The organism is Delftia sp. WSY_7 (assembly GCF_043104845.1).
In the GTDB taxonomy this organism is placed as follows: Bacteria; Pseudomonadota; Gammaproteobacteria; order Burkholderiales; family Burkholderiaceae_C; genus Comamonas; species Comamonas tsuruhatensis.
In genome coordinates this window covers 348,056-368,772 of sequence record NZ_JBICLB010000034.1, presented here as the reverse complement: position 1 = coordinate 368,772, position 20,717 = coordinate 348,056, and the positions used below count along the sequence as shown (strand labels likewise).

Genomic DNA, 20,717 nt, shown 5'->3' with positions numbered 1-20,717 from the left:
GCCATGAAAAGCATTTTCCGCAAGCTGCGAAGCGGCCAGGACCCTTCGGCCCCGGCCTCCGAGTCGGCCTTCTTCACGACCACGCTGGCGGCGCATGGCTTCATGGACCCGCACACGCCTCCCGTTCCCTGGGAGGCGCGCGCCATCGAGGTGGGCGCCACGCGGCTGCCGCGCGGCAGCGTCACCCAGCTGGAGCAGCTGTGGTCGCGCGACCGCTACCTGGGCCAGCTTGACGCCGCCAGCCTGCACCGGCTGAGCGAATACTTCATCTACGCGGCCGTGGCGCCGCAGCGCGACGTGATCCGCCAGGAGGAGAACGGCAGCTTCATGGCGGTGGTGCTGTCCGGCCAGATCGCCGTGGAGCGCCAGCAGCCCTGGGGCGAGCGCATGCGCCTGGCGCAGACACGGCCCGGCGACATCCTCGGCGAGATGTCGCTGCTCGACGGCGGGCCGCGCTTTTCCAGCTGCACCACGCTGACCGACTGCGAGATCGGCGTGCTCAGCGCAGAGGCGCTGGACGAAATGATGGTCAAGGATGCCGCGCTGGCCGCCAAGCTGATGGCGCTGCTGGCGCGCAAGCTCTCGTTCCGGCTGCGTGCCATCAGCGTGCGCCTGGGCGAGGAGCAGCACACTTAGATGGCGAATGAGTCGGCGAATGAGTCGAATATGAGGACGCCTGGCCCATCCGGGCCGGACCGGACCACCTGCACATAACAAAACAACCTGCGCGCCACGACGGTGCGCAATGCCCGGGGGAATACGGCAATGGAAAGAGATCAGGCCACCAAGTTCATCAACGACCTGCTCAAGCTCATGGTCAGCCGCAACGGCAGCGACTTGTTCATCACGGCGGAATTCCCGCCGGCGATCAAGATCGACGGGCGCATCACCAAGGTGTCGCCGCAGCCGCTGTCGCCGGTGCACACGCTGACGCTGGCGCGCTCCGTCATGAGCGACAAGCAGATCGCCGATTTCGAGCGCACCAAGGAGTGCAACTTCGCCATCTCGCCGCCGGGCATAGGGCGCTTTCGCGTCAACGCCTTCATCCAGCAGGGCCGCGTGGGCATGGTGATGCGGACGATTCCGCTGGCCCTGCCCACCATCGACAGCCTGGGCGTACCCCAGGTGCTCAAGGAAGTGACCATGACCAAGCGCGGCCTGTGCATCCTGGTCGGCGCCACGGGCTCGGGCAAGTCCACCACGCTGGCCGCCATGGTGGACTGGCGCAACGAGAATTCCTACGGCCACATCGTGACCATCGAGGACCCCATCGAATTCGTGCACCCGCACAAGAACTGCGTGGTCACGCAGCGCGAGGTGGGCCTGGACACGGACAGCTGGGAAGCAGCGCTCAAGAACTCCCTGCGCCAGGCACCGGACGTGATCCTCATGGGCGAAATCCGGGACCGCGAGACCATGGAGCACGCCATCGCCTTCTCGGAAACCGGCCACCTGTGCCTGGCCACGCTGCACGCCAACAGCGCCAACCAGGCGCTGGACCGCATCGTCAACTTCTTCCCCGAAGAGCGCCGCCCGCAACTGCTGATGGACCTGTCGCTGAACCTGCGCGCCATGGTCTCCCAGCGCCTGCTGCCCAAGCAGGACAGCAAGGGGCGCGTGGCCGCCATCGAGGTGATGCTCAACTCGCCGCTGATCTCCGACCTGATCTTCAAGGGCGAAGTCACCGAGATCAAGGAGATCATGAAGAAAAGCCGCAACCTGGGCATGCAGACCTTCGACCAGGCGCTGTTCGACCTGTTCGAGTCCAACCTCATCACCTACGAGGATGCCCTGCGCAATGCGGACTCGGTCAACGACCTGCGGCTGCAGATCAAGCTGGGCAGCCAGCGCGCCAAGTCGCTGGACCTGGCGGCGGGCACCGAGCATTTCGCCATCGTCTGAACGCGCCTTCAGCGCGCCGAGCCGGGACACCGACTCCTTCCAGGGCCGCACACCGCGCGCCCCTGCGCCACCCGCTCCCACCACCTCTCAGGAATCCCCCATGTCCGACTCCTCCATCGCCGCCCGCAGCTATGCGGCCATCGCTCCCCTCTCCGTAGCCTTCCTGGGGCTGGGCGTCATGGGCTATCCCATGGCCGGCCACCTGGCCACGGCAGGCCACCGCGTCACGGTCTACAACCGCACGCAGGCCAAGGCCCGCGCCTGGTGCGAGGAGTTCAACGGCGGCCATGCGGCCACGCCGCGCGAGGCCGTGGCCGGCGCCGACATCGTGTTCAGCTGCGTGGGCAATGACGATGACCTGCGCTCGGTCGTGCTGGGGCCGGACGGCGCCTTCGCGGGCATGCGCCGCGGCGCCATCTTTGCCGACCACACGACGGCATCGGCCGAAGTGGCGCGCGAGCTGCATGCGGCCGGGCTGGAGCTGGGCCTGCAGTTCATCGACGCGCCCGTCTCGGGCGGCCAGGCGGGCGCCCAGAACGGCCAGCTCACCGTGATGTGCGGCGGTGACGAGGCCGCCTTCGCCACCATGCAGCCCGTGGCCATGGCCTTCTCGCGCGCCTGCACGCTGATGGGCGACAGCGGCGCCGGCCAGCTCACCAAGATGGTCAACCAGATCTGCATCGCCGGCCTGGTCCAGGGCCTGTCCGAGGCCATCGCCTTCGGCCAGCACGCGGGCCTGGACATTCCCGCCGTGCTCGACGTCATCGGCAAGGGCGCAGCCCAGAGCTGGCAGATGGACAATCGCGGCCGCACCATGGCCGAAGGCAAGTTCGACTTCGGCTTTGCCGTGGACTGGATGCGCAAGGACCTGGGCCTGGTGCTGGCCGAGGCCCAGCGCAACGGCGCCCGCCTGCCCGTCACGGCCCTGGTGGACCAGTTCTATGCCGATGTGCAGCAGATGGGGGGCAGGCGCTGGGATACCTCCAGCCTCATCAAGAGGCTCACCCCCTGAGCGGCTTACGCCGCTTCCCCCTCGTTGCACGGCGCCTCTCTACTTGCTTCGCAAGGGAGGGGGACGACACCATCGCTGCGGGGCGGCCCTTGCTTGGTGTCCCTGGCTTTAGGCCCTGCCAGATTCAAGTGCTATGCCCTGAGGAACGAGATCTTCCTATGTCCAAAACAAAAAGCCGGAACATGTTCCGGCTTTTGCTTTCAGGCGGCGGTGATCACTTCACCGGGGTGGCGGTGGCGCCCACGGGAGTGGACAGGCTGCTTTCCGTGGGGCTGGAGGGAGCGCTGGCTGCGGCGGCCTTGCCGGAGTCGTCGGTGACCACGGGGGCGGACTGCGGCTGCATGCGGGCCAGTTCGTCCTCGGAGATGACTTCCACCACGCGCACGACCTTGGTCACGTCGTTGATGCCGCGGGCGATCTCGGCGCCGCGCTTGGCTTCGCGCGGGGTGACGATGCCCATCAGGAAGACGACCTTGTTCTCGGTCACGACCTTGAAGGCCGAGGCCTGGATGTCCTTGGCGTCCAGCAGGCTGGCCTTGACCTGGGTGGTGATCAGGGTGTCCTTGGAGCGCTGGCTCAGCGTGGAAGTGAAGGGCGCCACCACCACTTCGTTGAAGACATTGCGCACCGTGGGCTGCTCGCGCACGAGCTTCTCGATGGTCTGGCGGTCGGCCTCGTTGCCGGCCTCGCCGGTCAGCAGCACCTGGCGGTTGTAGCTGGTGACGTTGACATGGGCCTTGTCGCCCAGCACTTCGGAGATGCGGTTGTTGGCGCGCAGCTCGATGCCCTGGTCTTCCACCTGGGTGCCGGTGGTGCGGCGGTCCGCCACCGACATGCCGGCCATCACGGCGCTGCCACCCACCAGGGCGACGCAGCCCGACAGGGCTGCGCCCAGGGACGCAACGGCGAGCACACCGCAGGCGGCGCGGGACCAACGGAACTTCATAGAGGCATCTCCTGTTCACCAAGTAACTGGGCATCCACGCCGTCGCACAGGCAGTGCAGCACCAGCGTATGGGTTTCGCGCACGCGCGCCGCACGGTCGTGCGGCACGCAGATCAGAACATCGGTCTCGCGCACGCGGCCGGCCAGGGAGCCGCCCGTGCGGCCGGTCAGCACCACGGCCATCATGTCGCGCTCATGGGCGGCATCCAGGGCCTCCAGCACGGCCACGTCGTTGCCCGTGGCGGACAGCACCAGCAGCAGGTCGCCGGGCTGGCCCAGGGCGCGTATCTGGCGCGCCAGGTACTGGGTGGCGTTGCCGCCCGAGCCCGTGGCGCCCACGGTGCCCAGCAGGCCGCCGTCGGACACCAGGGCCACGGCGGCCAGCTCGGGCCGGTCGCGCTCGAAACCGGCCACGCACAGGGCGGCGAAGAGCTGGGCGTCGCTGGCAGAGGCGCCAGCGCCGCAGGCCAGGACCTTGCCGCCGCTGGTCACGCAGGCCAGCATGGCCTGTACCGCTGACGCAATGGGCTGGCTCAGCGCCTGGGCGGCCTGGTATTTCAGGTCGGCGCTGTCGATGAAATGCTGTTGGATACGTTGCTCAAGCATGGAGGCCCGATGATAACTGCCGCCCCTGAAGTCTTTCGTAGCCAGGCGTTATTTGTGCTGCAGCGGTAACGGATCAGGCGCCTTCGGCGTCAAAGGCGGCCTGCAGCCACTGCACGGCAGGCCCGGCGCCAGGCTCGACCAGCACCACGTCGAAGCGGCACGGCGGCGGCGCGGCCCATCGCATCAGGTAGTGGCGCGCGGCAAACACGATGCGCCGCTGCTTGGTGGCGCCTATGCTGGCGCCGGCACCGCCGAAGGCGCGCGTGCCGCGGCTGCGCACCTCGACGAAGACCACGGTGCCGTCGCGCGCCTGCACGATGAGGTCGATCTCGCCGCCGCCGCGCCCCGGCGTCCGATAATTGCGCTCGACCAGACGCAGGCCGGCCGCCTGCAGATGGGCCAGCGCCGCATCCTCGGCCTGCTGGCCCCGGTGCCGGGTCGTGAGGGCAGACGGCCCCGCGCCTGCCGGCTTTTTCGCAAGGAAACCCATTGACTACCTCTTTCGCCACCGCGCTGGGCGCAGCCAAGGATGCTGCGGCATCCCAGCATTATCCGCAGGGCGCCCTCTACGTGGTGGCCACCCCCATAGGCAACCTGGCCGACATCAGCCTGCGCGCCCTGCATGTGCTGCAGCTGGTGGACTGCGTGGCCTGCGAGGACACGCGCCACACCCAGGGCCTGCTGCGCTCCTATGGACTGGACCGCCCCGGCAGCCAGCTGCTGGCCGTGCACCAGCACAACGAGGCCGAGGCGGCACAGCAGATCGTGGCCCGGCTGCAGCAGGGCCAGCGCATCGCCTATGTCAGCGACGCCGGCACACCCGGCGTCAGCGACCCCGGCGCACGCCTGTGCGCGGCCGTGCAGGCGGCAGGCCTGCGCTGCATTCCGCTGCCCGGCGCCAGCAGCATCACGGCGGCCATCAGCGTGGCCGGCGCGGTCACGCCTTCGCAGGGCGAGGGAGGTTTCGTCTTCGCGGGCTTTCTGCCCACCAAGTCGGCCGAGCGCCTGGCCGCCGTGCAGCAACTGGCGCTGCAGCCGCGCTGCACCGTGCTGCTGGAGGCGCCGCACCGCATTGCCGACCTGGCCGCAGCCCTGGCCACGCTGGGCGAGCGCCCGGTGACGCTGGCGCGCGAGATCACCAAGCAGTTCGAGGACATTGCCACCATGCCCGCCAGCGCGCTGCCGGCCTGGCTGCAGGCCGTGCCCCAGCGCAGCAAGGGCGAGTTCGCCGTGGTGCTGCACCCGGTGGCCCTGGGTGGCGATGAGGCCGACGCCGACGCCCTGCGCGTGCTGCGCCTGCTGCTGGCCGAGCTGCCCACCAAGACGGCCGTGCGCCTGGCCGCCGAGATCACGGGCGCACCGCGCAACCGCCTCTATGACGCCGCGCTGGCGATCAAGCAGGCCGCCGAGGAGGACCCGATAGAGGATTAAGCCCAAGGCGGCAGCACCACAGTGGCCTTCACCCTCAGGGACACCGAGCAAGGGCCTACGCCGGCCGCGCCGCCCCGCCGCGAGGGTGTCGCCGGTTGCCCGTACGCCCCCCGCGTAGCGAGAGGGGGCGCCGTGCAACGGGAAGCGGCGCAGCCGCTCAGGGGGACTTATGCATACGCCAAGCCGGTGGCCACGCCACCGAACAGGTCGCCCTCGACCTGCGGCACGCCCGGGAAGGCCTCTCGCAGCGCATCGCGCAGCGTGCGCAGGGCCGATGAGCCGCCCGTGAGGTAGATGGCGTCCAGCGCCTGGGGCGCCACGCCGGCCAGGCGCAGGCAGTCCTGGGCGCAGGCCACGACCTGTTGCAGGGGGCCTTGCAGCTGCTCGTGCAGCACCTCGGGCGAGATGGCGGCGGACAGGCCCGATTCCAGCCAGCCCAGCTCGATGGGCGACTCGGCATGGCGCGTGGAAGCCTCGATCTTGGCCTGCTCCACGACGGCGGCCAGGCGGTGGCCTTCGCGCAGTTCCAGCACGTCCATCAGGCGCTTGTGCAGGCGCTGGTCGCTGTAGTCGGTGCGCAGGTTGCGCGCCTCGGCCAGGGCCTTGGGCGAGTACAGCCACTGGATCAGGTGCCAGGTCGAGAGGTCGAAGAACACGCGGCTGGGCACTTCGCGGCCGCTGGGGCCGGTGTGGCGGTAGCCCAGCAGCGGCATGATCTGGGCCAGGTTGAGCCGGTGGTCGAAGTCCGTGCCGCCGATGTGCACGCCGCTGGTGGCCAGGATGTCGTCGCGGCGGTCGCGGCGGCCGGCCTGCTCGGGCCCCAGGCGCACGACGGTGAAGTCGGAGGTACCGCCGCCGATGTCCACCACCAGCACCACGGATTCCTGCGTGAGGCGCTGCTCGTAGTCCAGCGCGGCGGCGATGGGCTCCATCTGGAAATCCACTTCGCCCAGGCCGGCGGCGCGCGCGGCGTCGGCCAGGGCCTGCTGGGCCTGGCGGTCGCGCTCGGGATGGTCATCCACGAAGTGCACGGGCCGGCCCAGCACCACGCGCTCGGGCAGGCGCCCGTCCAGCGAGGCACGCGCCCGGTCGGCCACGCGGCGAAGGAACAGTCCGATCACATCCTGGTAGCTGACCAGCTGGTCGTGCACGGCCGTCTTTTCCTGCAGCAGCGCGCTGCCCAGCAGGCTTTTGAGCGAGCGCATGAGCCGGCCCGGCTCGCCATCCAGGTACTGGGCCATGGCGTCGCGCCCGAAATGCGTGCTGTGCTCATCCGTATGGAAGAACAGCGCCGTGGGCATGCCGCAGGCATCGCCTTCCAGCGGCAGCAGGCGTGCGGGCTGGCCGGGCGCGCGCCAGGCCATGGCGGAGTTGGAGGTACCGAAATCTATGCCCAGCGTGGCAGGAGAGGAAGCAGTCGTCATGGCAAGCGGCGCCGCGCCACGGCAGCCTGCGAAGGCTGCAGTGGCTGCAACGAAAACGCCCACCGGAGTGGGCATGGGTGTCAGCGGGGCGCCATTCTATCGCCCGCGCATTGCGCCTAGGCGGCAGCGGTTTCCCGGGGCAGGGAATCCTGGGCGAGCACGATGCGCACGCCATGCGTGGCGGCCTCGTCCAGTGCCCGTGCAGGCGCAGTCCGCCGCACGTCCAGCCCGATCGCATAAGGGCCTTCGCCGCGCGTGGCCAGCCGGTGGCCCAGGGCGCCCGTGGCCACGCCCTGGGCTGGGGCAGACAGCACCAGCTCGGTGGCGCCCGGCCCCGTGCCCCCCAGCTTCAGCGAGGCGCGGTAGGCGCCGCCATCGGCCGACAGGCGGGCCTCGCCGATGTCGGCGCCCTCGCCCAGCAGCGCGCGCCAGCGCGCCAGGCTGGCCCGCAGGTCATGCACGGCCACGTGCAGCCGGGCCACGCCGGTGGCGCCGTTGGCATGCACGCGCGCATCGCCCTCAGGCACGCGCAGGGTGCGCGGCGTGAGGTCGCCGCAGAGAAAGGGCAGGTCCTGGCTGCGGGCGCGTGCATTGCGCCAGCGCAGCTGCGCGCCGTCGGGGCGCAGGCGGCCGCCTTCGTAGGGCGCCTCGTAGTCCAGCCCGCGCGCCTGGGCGGCGGAAACCACGGCGCCGGTCTCGGTGGGCAGCAGCGCGAAATCGACAATGCCCTCGCCATGGCGCTGCAGCTGCTGCCACCAGCGTTCCTCGGGCGCGGGCGCGCGCCAGGCGATGAGTTCGAAGTAGGCGCCGTCGGCAAACACCACCAGGGCGTTGTGCGTGGAGCGGCCCGGATGCTCGCCGCCGCGCAGCACGTTGAAGCCCAGCGCGGTGTAGTCGGCAATGGTGCGTTCCAGGTCCTGGACCGCGATGACGATGTGGTCGAGTGGCAAGGTCATGGCAGGGGTGCTTCGCACGGTGTTCAGGCCGCCAGGCGCGCGGCGGCGCTGGAGTCGGTGTGGCGCACTTCGGCGCGGATGTTCTGCGGATTGCGCAGCAGGTTGAGGATGGGGCAGGTGCGCTCCACGGCCTCGAACAGCGCATCGATCTCGGCGCGGCTGGCCGGCGAGTCGATGTGCACGGTGTAGCCGATCTCATGCGGCCAGATGGGCGTGGCCTCGTGGCCGGGCCTGCCGCCGCGCGGGTCGATGATGCCCGTGACCTCGACCTCCAGGCTCTCCACCGGCACCTGTCGCTCGGCCGCCTGGATCAGAAAGATGTGGGTCACGCAGGTGCCCAGCACACCCAGCTGCAGCTCGGGCGAGCTGGGGCCGAGGTTGTAGCCCGCGAAGTCGGGTGGGCTGTCGCTGATGACCTGGTGCTCGCGGATGCGCAGGCGGCGCACGCCGCTGCGGCCCTCGGCACGCACATGGGCCTTGAGGTGGGCGGGCTGGGCCGTGCCGGCCGCGACGGCGGCGCTGCGGGCGAGCACGGCGGCGCGTTTTTCGGCGAGGTATTCGTTGAGATGGCTCATGGACGGGCTTTCGGTGAAGGAAGTACCAGCCCATTGTTGGGACCGCCGCATGCGCGGCAAACAAACGAATCCGTCTGCGCTTATGCACTGGGCAGATATGTGGGGGGCTCCCATCCCTTAGTCGTTTTCCAAATAACGATGCAACTCGATATATGAGCGCAAATATTTGGCATCGATAGCATGAAAAACATGGAGCCGGTCCTGTGGCCGGCAGTCTTGTTTTTCAGCGCCCCAGCGGCGGCGAGGTACGAACGTGTTTTCCCAATCGAAGGCGGGTCAGGTGGCATGGAAGGCCGCGATAGCGGTATTGGCGGGCAGCAGCCTGCTGCTGGCGGCGTGCTCCAGGCAGGCCGATACGGCCCAGGCGGGCGCGGCTGCTGGGCCCGTGGAAGGCGGCACCCTGGTCTACCTGGAGCAGCAGGCCCATACCAACCTCTATCCGCCGGCCGGAGGCTTCTATCCCAACGGCGGCGTGCTCAACCAGATCACCGACAAGCTGACCTACCAGGACCCGAAGACGCTGGAGATCCAGCCCTGGATCGCCGAGTCCTGGACCGTGAATGCCGACGCCACCGAGTACCGCTTCAAGCTGCGGCCCGGCGTCACCTTCTCCGACGGCACGCCGCTGGACGCGACGGCCGTGGCGCGCAACTTCGACACCTATGGCCTGGGCAACAAGGCGCTCAAGCAGCCCGTGTCCGAGGTGATCAACAACTACGAGCGCAGCGAAGTGGTCGACCCACTGACGGTGAAGTTCTTCTTCAGGAAGCCTTCGCCGGGCTTCCTGCAGGGCACCTCGGTGATCGGTTCGGGCCTGGTCTCGCCGGCCACGCTGGACCGCCCCTTCGAGGAGCTGGGCGATGCCACGCGCATCATCGGCTCCGGCCCCTTCGTGGTGGCCAGCGAAACGCTGGGCAAGGAGCTGGTGCTCAAGGTGCGCAAGGACTACGCCTGGGGTCCCGCCAAGCTGGCCCACCAGGGCCGCGCGCGGCTGGACGAGGTGAAGTTCATCGTCACGCCCGAGGACAGCGTGCGCATCGGCGCGCTGCTGGCCGGCCAGGCCGGGCTGATCCGCCAGATCCAGGCCTACGACGAAAAGCGCGTCGAGGACCAGAAGTTCAGCATCTACGCCCCGCCCACGCGCGGCGTGAACAACAGCGTGGCCATCCGCCCCGACAACGCCCTGGTGGCCGATCTGAAGGTACGCCAGGCCCTATTGCACGGCACCAATGCCAAGGAGATCGTGGAGACGCTGTTCTCGCCGCGCTATCCGCAGGCGCGCTCGGTGATTGCCTCCACTGCGGCCGGCTTCGTGGACCTGTCGGCCAAGCTGGCCTATGACGAGGCCAAGGCGAAACAGCTGCTGGACGAGGCCGGCTGGACGCTGGGCGCCAACGGCCTGCGCCAGAAGGACGGCCGCGATTTCGTGCTCTCCACCTACGAGTCCCTGCCCCAGCCGCAGAACAAGGAGACGCTGCAGCTGGTGGCCCAGCAGTGGGCCCGCCTGGGCATCAAGCTCAACGTGCTGTCGGGCGACGCGGGCAGCCGCGCGGTGGACACGCTGGACCCCGACAAGACCGGCGTGCTGCCCGGCATGGTGGGCCGCGCCGATCCCGACGTGATCAAGAGCAACTACTACCCGACCAACCGCAACGTGCTGCTGCAAAAGGGCGGCGTGAGCCAGAAGGTCAAGTCCTTCGAGGACACCAGGCTCAACGGCCTGTTCGACGCCATCGCGGCCGAGACCGATGCCGCCAGGCGCCTGGCGCTGGCCGGCGAGGTGCAGAACTACCTGATCGACCAGGCCTATGTGATCCCCATCTTCGAGGAACCCCAGGCCTTTGCGGGCGCAGGCTGGGTGCGCGACGTGGGCTTCGAGGCCGTGGGCCGGCCCAGCTTCTACAGCACCTGGCTGGCCAGGCGCTGACCGGATCGCACCCTGAGGAACCACTCCCATGCCGCGCCGCTATCTGCTCAGCCGCATCGCCCAGGCCGCCCTGGTGCTGTGGGCGGCCTTCACGGTCTCGTTCATCCTGCTGCAGCTGCTGCCGGGCGATGCCGTGCTGATCAAGTTCCTGAACCCCGAGCTGGGCCTGGGCCCGCAGGAGATCGCCGACATCCGCGCCGCCTACGGCTCGGACCAGCCCGTGTGGCAGCAGTACCTGCACACGCTGGGCCAGTTCCTCACGGGCCATTTCGGCTATTCGCTGCAGGCCGGCGTGCCGGTGAGCCAGGGCCTGGCCACCAGCCTGCCGCCCACGCTCAAGCTCGCGGCCCTGGGCTTTGCCGCAGCCGCGCTGCTGGCCGTTGCGCTGGCGGCGGCTGCCAGCCTGGCGCCCCTGTCCTGGCTGCGCAATGCGCTGTATGCACTGCCCTCGGTCTTTGTCTCGGTACCCGTGTTCTGGCTGGGGATCATGCTGATCCAGGTGGTGTCGTTCCGCCTGGGCTGGATCGCCGTGATCAATCCCGGCCCCTGGGAAGGACTGGTGCTGCCCACGCTGACCCTGGCCGTGCCGATCTCGGCGCCGCTGGCCCAGGTGCTGCTGCGCAATATCGACGCCGTGCTGGCCCAGCCCTTCGTGGCCGTGGCGCGGGCCAAGGGCGCCTCGCGCCGCTGGGTGCTGCTGCGCCATGTGGCGCGCAATGCCCTGCTGCCCACACTGACCATTGCCGGCGTGCTGTTCGGCGAGCTGCTGGCCGGCGCCGTGGTGACGGAGGCCGTGTTCGGCCTCAACGGCCTGGGCACGCTGACCCAGCAGGCCGTGGGCAACCAGGACACGGCCTTGCTCCAGGCCGTGGTGGTCGTCTCGGCCGCCGCCTTCGTCCTCATCAACCTCGCCGTGGACCTGCTGTACCCGCTGCTAGATCCACGCCTGCGCCATTCCGTGGAGAACCGGCCATGAACACTGCCGTCTCAAGCGCTCTTTCCCCGGCCCTGGATGCCCAGGCCGCGCCCGCCACTGCCACTCCCACTCCCATTCCCATTCCCATTCCCACGGCGCTGCCAGCGTCGTCCCTGGCCCCTGCGCCAGCCGCCCCGCGCCGCAGCTTCGCCTTGCCGGCCCGCCTGCAATCCCTGAAACGCCTGCCGCCCACGCTGGCCCTGGCCTGGCTGGTGATTGCCATGGCCGCGCTGTGGGCGCTGGCGCCCGGCTGGTTCGCCCACCAGAACCCGATCGCGGGCCAGGCCGGCCAGCAGCTGCTGGCGCCCAGCGCCGCGCACTGGCTGGGCACGGACGCGCTGGGGCGCGACCTGTGGGCGCGCGTGGTGCATGGCGCCGTGCATTCGCTGTCGGGCGCCTTCGTGGCCGTGGGCGTGGGCCTGGCCGTGGGCACGCTGATCGGCCTGCTGGCCGGGGCCACGGGCGGGCGCACGGAAGATGCGCTGATGCGCCTGGTCGATGTGCTGCTGGCCGTGCCTTCGCTGCTGCTGTCGCTGACCATCATCATCGTGCTGGGCTTTGGCACCATCAACGCGGCCATTGCCGTGGGCGTGGTCTCGGTGGCCAGCTTCGCGCGCCTGGTGCGCTCGGAGGTGGTGCGCGTGCGCCGCTCCGACTACGTGGAGGCCGCCTTTGGCAGCGGCGGGCGCTTTGCCGCCGTGCTGTGGCGCCATGTGCTGCCCAACTCGCTGACGTCGGTCATCGCCATGGCGGCGCTGCAGTTCGGCTCGGCGATCCTTGCGATTTCCACGCTGGGTTTTCTGGGCTACGGCGCGCCGCCGCCCACGCCCGAATGGGGGCTGCTGATCGCCGAGGGCCGCAACTACATCGCCACCGCCTGGTGGCTGACCACGGCGCCGGGCCTGATCGTGGTGGCCGTGGTGCTGGCGGCCAACCGCATCGCCACGGCCTTCGCACGGAGGCCTGCATGAGCGCCGCCATCGAGGAACGCATCCACGCCGCACCAGCGGTGGCAACCACCGCCCCCGTGCTCGAAGTGCAGGACCTGGCCGTGGCCTACCGCGATGCCGCAGGCCAGGCACAGCGCGTGGTGCACGGCGTGTCGTTTTCCGTGGCGCCGGGCGAGGTGGTGGCCCTGGTCGGCGAATCGGGTTCGGGCAAGACCACCACGGCCCAGGCCGTGATCGGCCTTTTGGCCGACAACGGCCGGCGCGAGCACGGCAGCATCCGCCTGCAGGGCACCGAGGTGTCGGAGTGGCCGGCCGCACGCTGGAACGCCGTTCGCGGCCGCGTGGTCAGCCTGGTGCCGCAGGACCCCACCATGTCGCTGAACCCCGTGCGCACGGTGGGCGACCAGGTGGGCGAGATCCTGCGCATCCACGGACTGCGCGACCGCACGGCCGTGCAGGCGCGCGTGCTGGAGCTGCTGGCCCGCGTGGGGCTGTCCCAGCCCGCGCTGCGCGCACGCCAGTATCCGCACGAACTGTCGGGCGGCATGCGCCAGCGCGTGCTGATCGCCATCGCCATCGCGCTGCGGCCCGCCCTCATCATTGCCGACGAGCCCACCAGCGCGCTGGACGTGACCGTGCAGCGGCGCATCCTGGACCTGATCGACGCGCTGCGCCGCGAGACCGGCACGGCCGTGCTGCTGGTCACGCATGACCTGGGCGTGGCGGCCGACCGCTCGCACCGCCTGGTCGTCATGCAGGGCGGCCGCATCCAGGAGCAGGGCCCCACGCTGGAGCTGCTGCGCAATCCGCAAAGCGCCTATACGCGGCGGCTGCTGGCCGATGCGCCTTCGCTGGCGCCCGCGCCGCGCCGCACGCCCAGGCCCGCCACGGCCGATGACTGGGCCATCGAGGTCGAGGACCTGGTGCACGAGTTCGCGGCGCCTGGCCATGCCTCCGCCCACGGGCGCGGCATCTTCCGTGCCGTGGACGGCGTGTCGCTGCGCGTGCGCCGGGGCAGCACGCATGCCATCGTGGGCGAGTCGGGCTCGGGCAAGACCACCACCATCCGCGCCATCGTGGGCCTGGGCCGGCCCACGGCGGGCCGCATCCGCATCGAAGGCACCGAGGTCACGGGCCTGCGCGGCGAGGCCCTGCGCCAGCTGCGCCGCCGCGTGCAGCTGGTCTACCAGAACCCGTTCAGCTCTCTGGACCCGCGCCAGAGCGTGTTCGACATCATCGAGGAGCCCCTGCTGAACTTCGACCCGCTGCCGGCCGATGAGCGCCGCCGGCGCGTGCACGACATGCTGGAGCGCGTGGGCCTGCCGGCCGCCGTGCTGCAGCGGCGCCCGCATGCGCTGTCGGGCGGCCAGCGCCAGCGCGTGGCGATTGCGCGCGCCCTGGTGCTGCAGCCGCAGGTCCTGGTGCTGGACGAGGCCGTCTCGGCCCTGGACGTGACGGTGCAGGCGCAGATCCTCGCCCTGCTCGCCCAGCTGCAGCAGGACCTGGGGCTGACCTATCTCTTCATCTCGCACGACCTTGCCGTGGTGCGCCAGATCGCCGACACGGTGTCGGTGCTGCGCGCGGGCCGGGTGGTGGACGCGGGCAGCGTGGAGGAAGTGTTCCAGCGCCCCACCAGCGACTACACACGCGAACTCATGGACGCCATTCCCGGCAAAAGGAGCATTGATTTTGTCCCTCACCCCGCCTGATACCAACCGTGGCCACGGCTCCCGCACCGGCCCGCGCCTGGGCTTCTTCAGCCGCCTGCTCGACGATGTGCCGGCCGGCGAGCGCTACCGCCTGGTGGCCGAGCAGATCGCCCATGCCGAGGCCCAGGGCTTCGACTCGGCCTGGGTAGCCCAGCACCATTTCCATGAAAGCGAGGGCGGCCTGCCCTCGCCCTTCGTCTTCCTGGCCCATGTGGCGGCGCGCACGCGGCGCATCCGCATCGGAACGGGCGTGATCACGCTGCCGCTGGAAAACGCGCTGCGCGTGGCCGAGGATGCGGCCGTGCTGGACCTGCTGACCGGCGGCCGCCTGGAGGTGGGCCTGGGCACGGGCGGCACGGCCGAATCCTTCGAGGCCTTTGGCGTGCAGGGCGCCGAGCGCGGCGCCGTCTTCGCGCGCAACTTCGGCGTGCTGCAGGACGCCTGGGCCGGGCGCGCGCTGGCCGGTGGCGTGCACCTGTACCCGGCCGCGCCGCAGCTGCTGGAGCGCGTCTGGCAGGCCACGTTCTCGGCCGAGGGCGGCGCGCGGGCCGGGGCCAACGGCGACGGCCTGATGCTGTCGCGCACCCAGCCACGGCCCGAAGGCGCGCCGCAGGCCACGCTGTCCGAGATCCAGAACCCCATCATCGACGCCTACCTCGCCCGCCTGCCCGCAGGGCGGGCGCCGCGCATCCTGGGCTCGCGCACGCTGTTCGTTGCCGACCGCCGAGACGAGGCGCTGCGCTGGGCCGAGGCCGGCCTGCGCCGCGTGGCCCGGCGCCATGCCGCCCGGCCCTCGCAGTGGGCGGCCCGCGTCGATCCACAGGCGCCGCTGGCCGATCTCATCGCCGCCTACGACGTGCATGTGGGCACGCCCGACGAGGTCATCGCCTCGCTGCGCGCCGACACGGCGCTGGCGCGCGTGAGCGACATCGTCTTCCAGGTGCATTCCATCGACCCGCCGCACGCCGCCATCCTGCGCTCCATCGAGCTGACGGCCGCCCATGTGGCACCAGCCCTGGGCTGGCGCCGTGCAGATCTGCAGGCACCCTCTTCCCTCCCCGCAGCCCGGGCCGGACTGCTGCAAGCCGCATGACCATGAACACCACCGTACAGCCCCGTTTTCCGGACGACGTCATCGACCACCTCGCCGGCATCACCCCCGGCAGCGCCCTGGACCGCGTGCGCCGCCACCGCACCGAGGCGCGCACGCAGGCCCAGCAAAGCTTTGCCGCCCTGTTCACGCCCGCCGAGCCCGTGCACGGCACGGTCTCGCTGCGCGAGCGGCTGGCCCTGGCCGCCTTCACGGCCGGGCTTCATGGCGAGCCGCGCAGCGCCGCCTTCTATGCGAAGGCGCTGGCGGCCGAAGATGCGGAACTGGCTGCCGCCGTGGCATCCGAAGTCGTGCGGGGCCGTGCACAAAGCCTTCAGCCCGGCAGCGGCCCGCACGGGCCGTACGGCCGCTACCCGGCAGGCCCGCTGAGCCGCGAAGACCAGAGCGGCCCCGCCTATGCCGTGGACCCGGCCCATGCCGCGCTGCTGGGCGCGCGCCTGGCCGCGGCGCTGGCCCATGCCCACCTGCTGGCCTACCACCCGCGCGACGCCAGCGCCGGGGCCCTGCAGGCGCTGCAACAGGCGGGCTGGAGCGAGACGGACATCGTCATCCTGTCCCAGCTGGCGTCCTTCCTGTCCTTCCAGATCCGCGTGGTCGCGGGGCTGCGCGTGCTGGCTGCACGCCCCGCGCCCCCGGCCGCCCATCAACCCACCACCCTGCAAGCCCAGCCATGACCTCAACGAACTCCGCCGCTCCCCAGGTCTTCACCCAGGAACAGCTCGACTGGCTGCCATGGATTGAGCCGCTGGACGAAAGCGAGCTGACCGAACGCCACCATGCAGGCCTGGTCGATGCCTCACGCGCGCAGTCCCCCTACTTCCGCCTGCTGGCGCGCGACCCCGACACGCTGGGCGCACGCACGCGCACCGACAAGGACATCTTCTACAACCCCGACGCCGGCCTGCCGCGTGCCGAGCGGGAGCTGGCGGCCGCTGCCACTTCGCGCGCCAATGGCTGCATCTACTGCGCCTCGGTCCATGCGCGCTTTGCCACGCACTTCTCGCGCCGGGGCGGCGACGTGCAGCGCCTGCTCGACGAGGGTCCGGGCACGGACCTGGGGCCGCGCTGGAACGCCATCGTCACGGCGGCCGTGGCGCTGACCCAGACGCCGCCTGCGCTGGAGCCCGCCCACATCGATGCGCTGCGCGCCGCCGGCCTGGACGATGCCGCCATCTCCGATGTGCTGCACGGCACGGCCTTCTTCAACTGGGCCAACCGGCTCATGCTGTCGCTGGGCGAGCCACGGACCACCGCATGAGGGCTTTCGCCCTCACCACAGGCCCAGCAGCTTCCACCAGGCGCTGCCGACCACGGCAAAGACCAGCAGCTCGATCACGCACATGGCCGCGCCCACGCGCCACCAGTTGCCCAGCGTGACATAGCCGCTTCCGAAGATGATGGGCGAAGTGCCGGTGGCGTAGTGGGTCAGCGTCATCATGATGGCCGAGCCGGCCGTCATCATCAGCATGAAGGGCACGACATAGTCGGCAGGAATCAGCTGCGCGCCCACGGTCAGGAAGGCCAGCATCATGGCGCTGATGTGGGCCGTGGTGCTGGCGAACAGGTAGTGCGAGAACACGAACACGCCCACCAGGATGGCCGCCACCGGCAGCCAGTCCAGGCCGCTGGCGACGATGGCGTTCTTCATGCCCACCGCGAACCAGGACACCACGCCCAGCTTGTTGAGCTGCTCGGCCAGCATGACCAGGGCGCCGAACCACACCAGCGTGTCCCAGGCGCTTTTCTCGGACAGCACGTCATCCCAGTCGATGGTGCCCGTGATGATCAGCACGAACAGGCCCAGGAAGGCGACCACCGTCGGGTCCAGCGTGAAGGCAGGCCCGAACAGCATCTGCGGCACGTTGGCCCACAGCAGCAGCATCAGGCCGAAGGTGCCCAGCATCACGCGCTCCTTGCCCGACAGCGGCCCCATGCGGGCCATCTCGCTGCGCGCGTACTCCACGGCATTGGGCGTGGCCTTGAGTTCGGGAGGCGACAGCAGGTAGATCACCAGCGGCATCAGCAGCAGGCACAGCAGGCCCGGCAGCAGCATGTACAGCGCCCAGGTGGTCCAGCTCAGGTGCAGGGCCTGGCCCGTGGCCTTGGCCACGAAGTCCACCACCAGCGGATTGGGCGCCGTGGCGGTCAGGAACATGGCCGAGGTGATGGGATTGGCGTGGTAGTTGACCAGGGCCAGATAGGTGCCCACCTTGCCCTGCGTACCCTTGGCCGGGTCCGACTCGAAGGCATTGGCGATGGACTTCATGATGGGGTGCACGATACCGCCGCCGCGCGCCGTGTTGCTGGGCGTGAACGGTGCCAGCACCAGCTCGCAGATCGCCAGGCCGTAGCCGATGCCGATGGTCCGCTTGCCCAGCAGCGCGATGAACATCAGTCCGATGCGGTTGCCCAGCCCCGTCTTCTTGAGGCCGCGCGAGATCAGGATGGCCACCACGATCAGCCAGATCAGCGGGCTGGAAAAGCTGCTCAGCGCATCGGTGACTGCGCCCTTGGACGAGCCAGACGTGACCTGGGACAGCGAGACGATCACGATGGCCATCAAGGCCATCACGCCAATGGGCATGACCTTGAGGATGATGGCCACGATGGTGGTCAGGAAAATGGCCACCAGCTGCCAGGCCTTGGGCGTCAGCCCCTCGGGCACGGGCACCAGCAGCAGCCCGAACAGCACGGCGGTGGCGATCAGCGCCGGCACCAGCCGGAACGGCACGGCCGACTTGAAGTAGCGGAACAGCGAGGCAATCTTCTCGAGCATGTGGATCCTTTGCGTTGCCGGAGCGGCGCCGAGAGAGCATGGCCTGCCGGGAGCAAAAGCCCACCAGCCTGCACGGGCACTGGCGGCCGCGCCGCATGACTGACATCATGATGCAGTGCAGCATGAGCCCGGCTTCCAGCGGGCGCCTGCGCCACCGAAGTTTGACAGGCATCAAGGCCGGGCCAGTAAACCTGGCGACCCAGGCCACCGAGCCCCGCTCACATGACAGCATCCCCAGACCGGGTGCCTTTCGCCCCGGTGTACCCATGCAGTGAAAAAAGGAGAAAAGCCGACATGCCAGCCAACCGATTCTTGCCCGAGGAATGGGAATGCCGGCTCCAGGAGATCGACCTGGAGATCGCCCGCCACGCCGTCATCTGCAAGATCCCGCTGCTGCAGGCCGGCGTGGTGGAGCGCGTGCTGGCCGATGACGCCAGCGTCTGCGGCGGCGACCACGAGGCCGCTTTCAAGACGCTGCGCGGCCTCTTGTACATGCACTACACCGAGCTGCTGCACATCAGCGAGGTGCTCAGCCCCGATGCCGCCCAGGAAATCGCCCACCGCGTGCGCCTGCGGCTGGGCCAGCGCATCGGCAACCAGCTGGGCGGCTGATGCCGGGCTGTCTGCCTGGCCTTTGCCCTGGCGCGAGGGCATGAAAAAAGGGCTACGACAGTTGTCGTAGCCCTTTTCAATTTGGTTGCGCGAGAAGGATTTGAACCTCCGACCTTTGGGTTATGAGCCCAACGAGCTACCAGACTGCTCCATCGCGCGGTATTCCAAAATTATAGCAGATTATTCAGCTGCCTTGGCTTCGGCGGCGCCTTCTTCAGCGCGCTCGACCAGTTCCACGAAGGCCATGGGGGCGTTGTCGCCCACGCGGAAGCCCATCTTCAGGATACGGGTGTAGCCACCAGGACGCTTTGCGAAGCGGGGGCCCAGCTCGTTGAAGAGCTTGGTCACGCTGTCGCGGTCGCGCAGGCGGTCGAATGCCAGACGGCGGTTGGCAACGGTGTCGACCTTGGCCAGGGTGATCATGGGCTCGATCACGCGGCGCAGTTCCTTGGCCTTGGGAACGGTGGTCTTGATGGCTTCGTGCTCGATGAGCGAATTCATCATGTTCTTCAGCATCGCCAGGCGGTGCGAAGAGGTGCGATTGAGTTTGCGGAGGCCGTGACCGTGACGCATGGTGCTTTATTCCTAAAATATGTAATTAGGGCTTGCGCAAACAAGGATGCAAGCCTGGACCCGTTACCGGATCTGCAGCTTGCCTCAACCGAATTTGCGCAAGTTGTTGATTAATTCGGGCAGCCGTATCAGGTACTGCCCGAGGCACTGAGGCTCTCCAAAAAGGAGAGCCCGCAATTATAGTGCTTAGCGCTTTTCCAGGCCAGCAGGCGGCCAGTTCTCCAGCTTCATGCCCAGCGTCAGACCGCGGGAAGCCAGGACTTCCTTGATCTCGTTGAGCGACTTGCGACCCAGGTTGGGGGTCTTGAGCAGCTCGTTTTCGGTACGCTGGATCAGGTCGCCGATGTAGTAGATGTTCTCTGCCTTGAGGCAGTTGGCCGAACGCACGGTGAGTTCCAGCTCGTCCACGGGACGCAGCAAGATGGGATCAAAGGCGGTTGCGGCACCACGGCCACCGGCCGGAGCATCGAAGACGCTGGCGATATCGCCGCCGTCCAGCTGAGCGAACACGGCGAGCTGTTCCACCAGGATCTTGGCGGATGCGCGCACGGCGTCCTCGGCAGTGATCGCACCATTGGTTTCGATCTCCACCACCAGCTTGTCGAGGTCGGTGCGTTGTTCAACGCGGGCCGATTCGACGGCGTAGCTCACGCGCTTGACGGGCGAGAACGAAGCGTCCAGCACGATACGGCCGATCGACTTCGTGGACTCGTCGCCATAGCGGCGCACGTTGCCGGGCACATAGCCGCGGCCCTTCTCGACCTTGATCTGCATGTCCAGCTTGCCGCCTTGCGACAGGTTGGCGATGACATGATCAGGGTTGATGATTTCCACGTCGTGGGGCGTCTGGATGTCGCGCGCCGTCACGACGCCTTCGCCATCCTTGCGCAGGGAGAGCGTGACCTCGTCGCGGTTGTGCAGCTTGAACACCACACCCTTGAGGTTCAGCAGGATGTTGACCACATCTTCCTGGACACCGTCAATGGACGAGTACTCGTGCAACACACCAGCAATCGTCACTTCCGTCGCTGCGTAACCCACCATGGACGAGAGCAGGACACGGCGCAGGGCATTGCCCAGCGTATGGCCGTAGCCACGCTCAAACGGCTCCAGAACAACTTTGGCGCGATTGTGGCCAAGCTGCTCGACATTGATCGTCTTGGGCTTCAGCAAATTGGTTTGCATGCAGACTTCCTCTCAATACCCCCGGCTCGTTACACCGGTAAGGCTGG

The 20,717-nt window shown here is 69.0% G+C and carries 21 protein-coding genes and 1 tRNA gene; 12 read left to right on the top strand and 10 right to left on the bottom strand.

Features of this window, described 5'->3' with window-relative positions; genetic code table 11:
• Positions 1–3: 3 nt before the first annotated feature.
• The 3 genes from ACF8ME_RS16530 (at position 4) to ACF8ME_RS16520 (ending at position 2,914) form a co-directional block, all read left to right on the top strand.
• A complete protein-coding gene (locus ACF8ME_RS16530; protein WP_016450724.1) occupies positions 4–636 on the top strand; it encodes a cyclic nucleotide-binding domain-containing protein in 633 nt (210 codons plus the stop codon).
• A gap of 129 nt (positions 637–765) precedes the next feature.
• On the top strand, positions 766–1,902 hold the full coding sequence (locus ACF8ME_RS16525) for a PilT/PilU family type 4a pilus ATPase (RefSeq protein WP_016450725.1): 1,137 nt from the start codon (positions 766–768) through the stop codon (positions 1,900–1,902).
• Between the two features lie 100 nt (positions 1,903–2,002).
• Positions 2,003–2,914 (top strand): NAD(P)-dependent oxidoreductase, encoded by a 912-nt coding sequence (locus ACF8ME_RS16520; protein WP_016450726.1) that lies wholly within the window; start codon positions 2,003–2,005, stop codon positions 2,912–2,914.
• A 214-nt stretch (positions 2,915–3,128) separates the two neighbouring features.
• Here ACF8ME_RS16520 and ACF8ME_RS16515 read toward each other — a convergent pair whose 3' ends face one another.
• From ACF8ME_RS16515 to ACF8ME_RS16505, 3 genes are all read right to left on the bottom strand, one after another.
• Positions 3,129–3,860, bottom strand: coding sequence for a BON domain-containing protein (locus tag ACF8ME_RS16515; protein WP_252653278.1), 732 nt, complete (start codon positions 3,858–3,860; stop codon positions 3,129–3,131).
• Entirely contained in the window at positions 3,857–4,465 is a 609-nt protein-coding gene (locus ACF8ME_RS16510) for an SIS domain-containing protein (RefSeq protein WP_016451992.1), read from the bottom strand. Before ACF8ME_RS16510 ends, ACF8ME_RS16515 begins: the two co-directional genes overlap by 4 nt.
• A gap of 73 nt (positions 4,466–4,538) precedes the next feature.
• Entirely contained in the window at positions 4,539–4,955 is a 417-nt protein-coding gene (locus tag ACF8ME_RS16505) for a YraN family protein (RefSeq protein WP_016450729.1), read from the bottom strand.
• Between ACF8ME_RS16505 and rsmI the strand changes: the two genes are divergently transcribed.
• Positions 4,955–5,896, top strand: a complete 942-nt coding sequence (gene rsmI / locus ACF8ME_RS16500) for a 16S rRNA (cytidine(1402)-2'-O)-methyltransferase (RefSeq protein ID WP_012202992.1) — start codon at positions 4,955–4,957, stop codon at positions 5,894–5,896. The two genes, ACF8ME_RS16505 and rsmI, sit on opposite strands and share 1 nt — an antisense overlap.
• Positions 5,897–6,063: 167 nt before the next feature.
• Here the strand turns inward: rsmI and ACF8ME_RS16495 are convergent, their stop codons facing one another.
• The 3 genes from ACF8ME_RS16495 to ACF8ME_RS16485 form a co-directional block, all read right to left on the bottom strand.
• Positions 6,064–7,320, bottom strand: a complete 1,257-nt coding sequence (locus ACF8ME_RS16495) for an Hsp70 family protein (RefSeq protein WP_016450731.1) — start codon at positions 7,318–7,320, stop codon at positions 6,064–6,066.
• Positions 7,321–7,436: 116 nt separating this feature from the next.
• Positions 7,437–8,276, bottom strand: coding sequence for a VOC family protein (locus ACF8ME_RS16490; RefSeq protein WP_392417411.1), 840 nt, complete (start codon positions 8,274–8,276; stop codon positions 7,437–7,439).
• Between the two features lie 23 nt (positions 8,277–8,299).
• Positions 8,300–8,851: an OsmC family protein gene (locus ACF8ME_RS16485; RefSeq protein WP_034400151.1), complete on the bottom strand. Its 552-nt coding sequence runs from the start codon at positions 8,849–8,851 to the stop codon at positions 8,300–8,302.
• 253 nt (positions 8,852–9,104) lie between these two features.
• Between ACF8ME_RS16485 and ACF8ME_RS16480 the strand changes: the two genes are divergently transcribed.
• Genes ACF8ME_RS16480 through ACF8ME_RS16450 form a run of 7 tightly spaced genes read left to right on the top strand, consistent with a single transcriptional unit; the run spans position 9,105 to position 16,782 of the window.
• On the top strand, positions 9,105–10,778 hold the full coding sequence (locus ACF8ME_RS16480) for a TIGR04028 family ABC transporter substrate-binding protein (protein ID WP_392417409.1): 1,674 nt from the start codon (positions 9,105–9,107) through the stop codon (positions 10,776–10,778).
• A 28-nt stretch (positions 10,779–10,806) separates the two neighbouring features.
• A complete protein-coding gene (locus ACF8ME_RS16475) occupies positions 10,807–11,754 on the top strand; it encodes an ABC transporter permease (RefSeq protein WP_392417407.1) in 948 nt (315 codons plus the stop codon).
• Complete coding sequence (locus ACF8ME_RS16470; RefSeq protein WP_392417406.1) at positions 11,751–12,725, top strand: ABC transporter permease; 975 nt, start codon at positions 11,751–11,753, stop codon at positions 12,723–12,725. Before ACF8ME_RS16475 ends, ACF8ME_RS16470 begins: the two co-directional genes overlap by 4 nt.
• The gene (locus ACF8ME_RS16465) at positions 12,722–14,413 is read left to right on the top strand and encodes a dipeptide ABC transporter ATP-binding protein (protein ID WP_392408163.1); all 1,692 of its coding nucleotides are present in this window, start codon (positions 12,722–12,724) and stop codon (positions 14,411–14,413) included. Before ACF8ME_RS16470 ends, ACF8ME_RS16465 begins: the two co-directional genes overlap by 4 nt.
• Entirely contained in the window at positions 14,394–15,506 is a 1,113-nt protein-coding gene (locus ACF8ME_RS16460; RefSeq protein WP_392408162.1) for a putative FMN-dependent luciferase-like monooxygenase, read from the top strand. Before ACF8ME_RS16465 ends, ACF8ME_RS16460 begins: the two co-directional genes overlap by 20 nt.
• On the top strand, positions 15,503–16,198 hold the full coding sequence (locus ACF8ME_RS16455) for a CMD domain protein (RefSeq protein WP_392417404.1): 696 nt from the start codon (positions 15,503–15,505) through the stop codon (positions 16,196–16,198). Before ACF8ME_RS16460 ends, ACF8ME_RS16455 begins: the two co-directional genes overlap by 4 nt.
• Positions 16,195–16,782 (top strand): alkylhydroperoxidase domain protein, encoded by a 588-nt coding sequence (locus ACF8ME_RS16450; RefSeq protein ID WP_016449182.1) that lies wholly within the window; start codon positions 16,195–16,197, stop codon positions 16,780–16,782. Before ACF8ME_RS16455 ends, ACF8ME_RS16450 begins: the two co-directional genes overlap by 4 nt.
• 12 nt (positions 16,783–16,794) lie before the next feature.
• Here ACF8ME_RS16450 and ACF8ME_RS16445 read toward each other — a convergent pair whose 3' ends face one another.
• Positions 16,795–18,300, bottom strand: a complete 1,506-nt coding sequence (locus ACF8ME_RS16445) for a DASS family sodium-coupled anion symporter (protein WP_016449181.1) — start codon at positions 18,298–18,300, stop codon at positions 16,795–16,797.
• Between the two features lie 294 nt (positions 18,301–18,594).
• Between ACF8ME_RS16445 and ACF8ME_RS16440 the strand changes: the two genes are divergently transcribed.
• The gene (locus ACF8ME_RS16440) at positions 18,595–18,912 is read left to right on the top strand and encodes a hypothetical protein (protein WP_016449180.1); all 318 of its coding nucleotides are present in this window, start codon (positions 18,595–18,597) and stop codon (positions 18,910–18,912) included.
• Between the two features lie 82 nt (positions 18,913–18,994).
• Here the strand turns inward: ACF8ME_RS16440 and ACF8ME_RS16435 are convergent.
• The 3 genes from ACF8ME_RS16435 to ACF8ME_RS16425 all read right to left on the bottom strand — a co-directional run bounded on the left by ACF8ME_RS16435 (position 18,995) and on the right by ACF8ME_RS16425 (position 20,670).
• Positions 18,995–19,071 (bottom strand) — tRNA-Met (locus ACF8ME_RS16435).
• Between the two features lie 21 nt (positions 19,072–19,092).
• Positions 19,093–19,485 (bottom strand): 50S ribosomal protein L17, encoded by a 393-nt coding sequence (gene rplQ, locus ACF8ME_RS16430; RefSeq protein ID WP_012202979.1) that lies wholly within the window; start codon positions 19,483–19,485, stop codon positions 19,093–19,095.
• A 186-nt stretch (positions 19,486–19,671) separates the two neighbouring features.
• Positions 19,672–20,670 (bottom strand): DNA-directed RNA polymerase subunit alpha, encoded by a 999-nt coding sequence (locus tag ACF8ME_RS16425; RefSeq protein ID WP_012202978.1) that lies wholly within the window; start codon positions 20,668–20,670, stop codon positions 19,672–19,674.
• Positions 20,671–20,717 lie beyond the last annotated feature (47 nt).

Bases quoted from the DNA above. Each gene is read 5' to 3' on its own strand.
- ACF8ME_RS16530 (WP_016450724.1), top strand. From the start codon at position 4: ATGAAAAGCATTTTCCGCAAGCTGCGAAGCGGCCAGGACCCTTCGGCC.
- ACF8ME_RS16525 (WP_016450725.1), top strand. From the start codon at position 766: ATGGAAAGAGATCAGGCCACCAAGTTCATCAACGACCTGCTCAAGCTC.
- ACF8ME_RS16520 (WP_016450726.1), top strand. From the start codon at position 2,003: ATGTCCGACTCCTCCATCGCCGCCCGCAGCTATGCGGCCATCGCTCCC.
- ACF8ME_RS16515 (WP_252653278.1), bottom strand. From the start codon at position 3,860: ATGAAGTTCCGTTGGTCCCGCGCCGCCTGCGGTGTGCTCGCCGTTGCG.
- ACF8ME_RS16510 (WP_016451992.1), bottom strand. From the start codon at position 4,465: ATGCTTGAGCAACGTATCCAACAGCATTTCATCGACAGCGCCGACCTG.
- ACF8ME_RS16505 (WP_016450729.1), bottom strand. From the start codon at position 4,955: ATGGGTTTCCTTGCGAAAAAGCCGGCAGGCGCGGGGCCGTCTGCCCTC.
- ACF8ME_RS16495 (WP_016450731.1), bottom strand. From the start codon at position 7,320: ATGACGACTGCTTCCTCTCCTGCCACGCTGGGCATAGATTTCGGTACC.
- ACF8ME_RS16490 (WP_392417411.1), bottom strand. From the start codon at position 8,276: ATGACCTTGCCACTCGACCACATCGTCATCGCGGTCCAGGACCTGGAA.
- ACF8ME_RS16485 (WP_034400151.1), bottom strand. From the start codon at position 8,851: ATGAGCCATCTCAACGAATACCTCGCCGAAAAACGCGCCGCCGTGCTC.
- ACF8ME_RS16475 (WP_392417407.1), top strand. From the start codon at position 10,807: ATGCCGCGCCGCTATCTGCTCAGCCGCATCGCCCAGGCCGCCCTGGTG.
- ACF8ME_RS16470 (WP_392417406.1), top strand. From the start codon at position 11,751: ATGAACACTGCCGTCTCAAGCGCTCTTTCCCCGGCCCTGGATGCCCAG.
- ACF8ME_RS16465 (WP_392408163.1), top strand. From the start codon at position 12,722: ATGAGCGCCGCCATCGAGGAACGCATCCACGCCGCACCAGCGGTGGCA.
- ACF8ME_RS16455 (WP_392417404.1), top strand. From the start codon at position 15,503: ATGACCATGAACACCACCGTACAGCCCCGTTTTCCGGACGACGTCATC.
- ACF8ME_RS16450 (WP_016449182.1), top strand. From the start codon at position 16,195: ATGACCTCAACGAACTCCGCCGCTCCCCAGGTCTTCACCCAGGAACAG.
- ACF8ME_RS16445 (WP_016449181.1), bottom strand. From the start codon at position 18,300: ATGCTCGAGAAGATTGCCTCGCTGTTCCGCTACTTCAAGTCGGCCGTG.
- ACF8ME_RS16440 (WP_016449180.1), top strand. From the start codon at position 18,595: ATGCCAGCCAACCGATTCTTGCCCGAGGAATGGGAATGCCGGCTCCAG.
- rplQ (WP_012202979.1), bottom strand. From the start codon at position 19,485: ATGCGTCACGGTCACGGCCTCCGCAAACTCAATCGCACCTCTTCGCAC.
- ACF8ME_RS16425 (WP_012202978.1), bottom strand. From the start codon at position 20,670: ATGCAAACCAATTTGCTGAAGCCCAAGACGATCAATGTCGAGCAGCTT.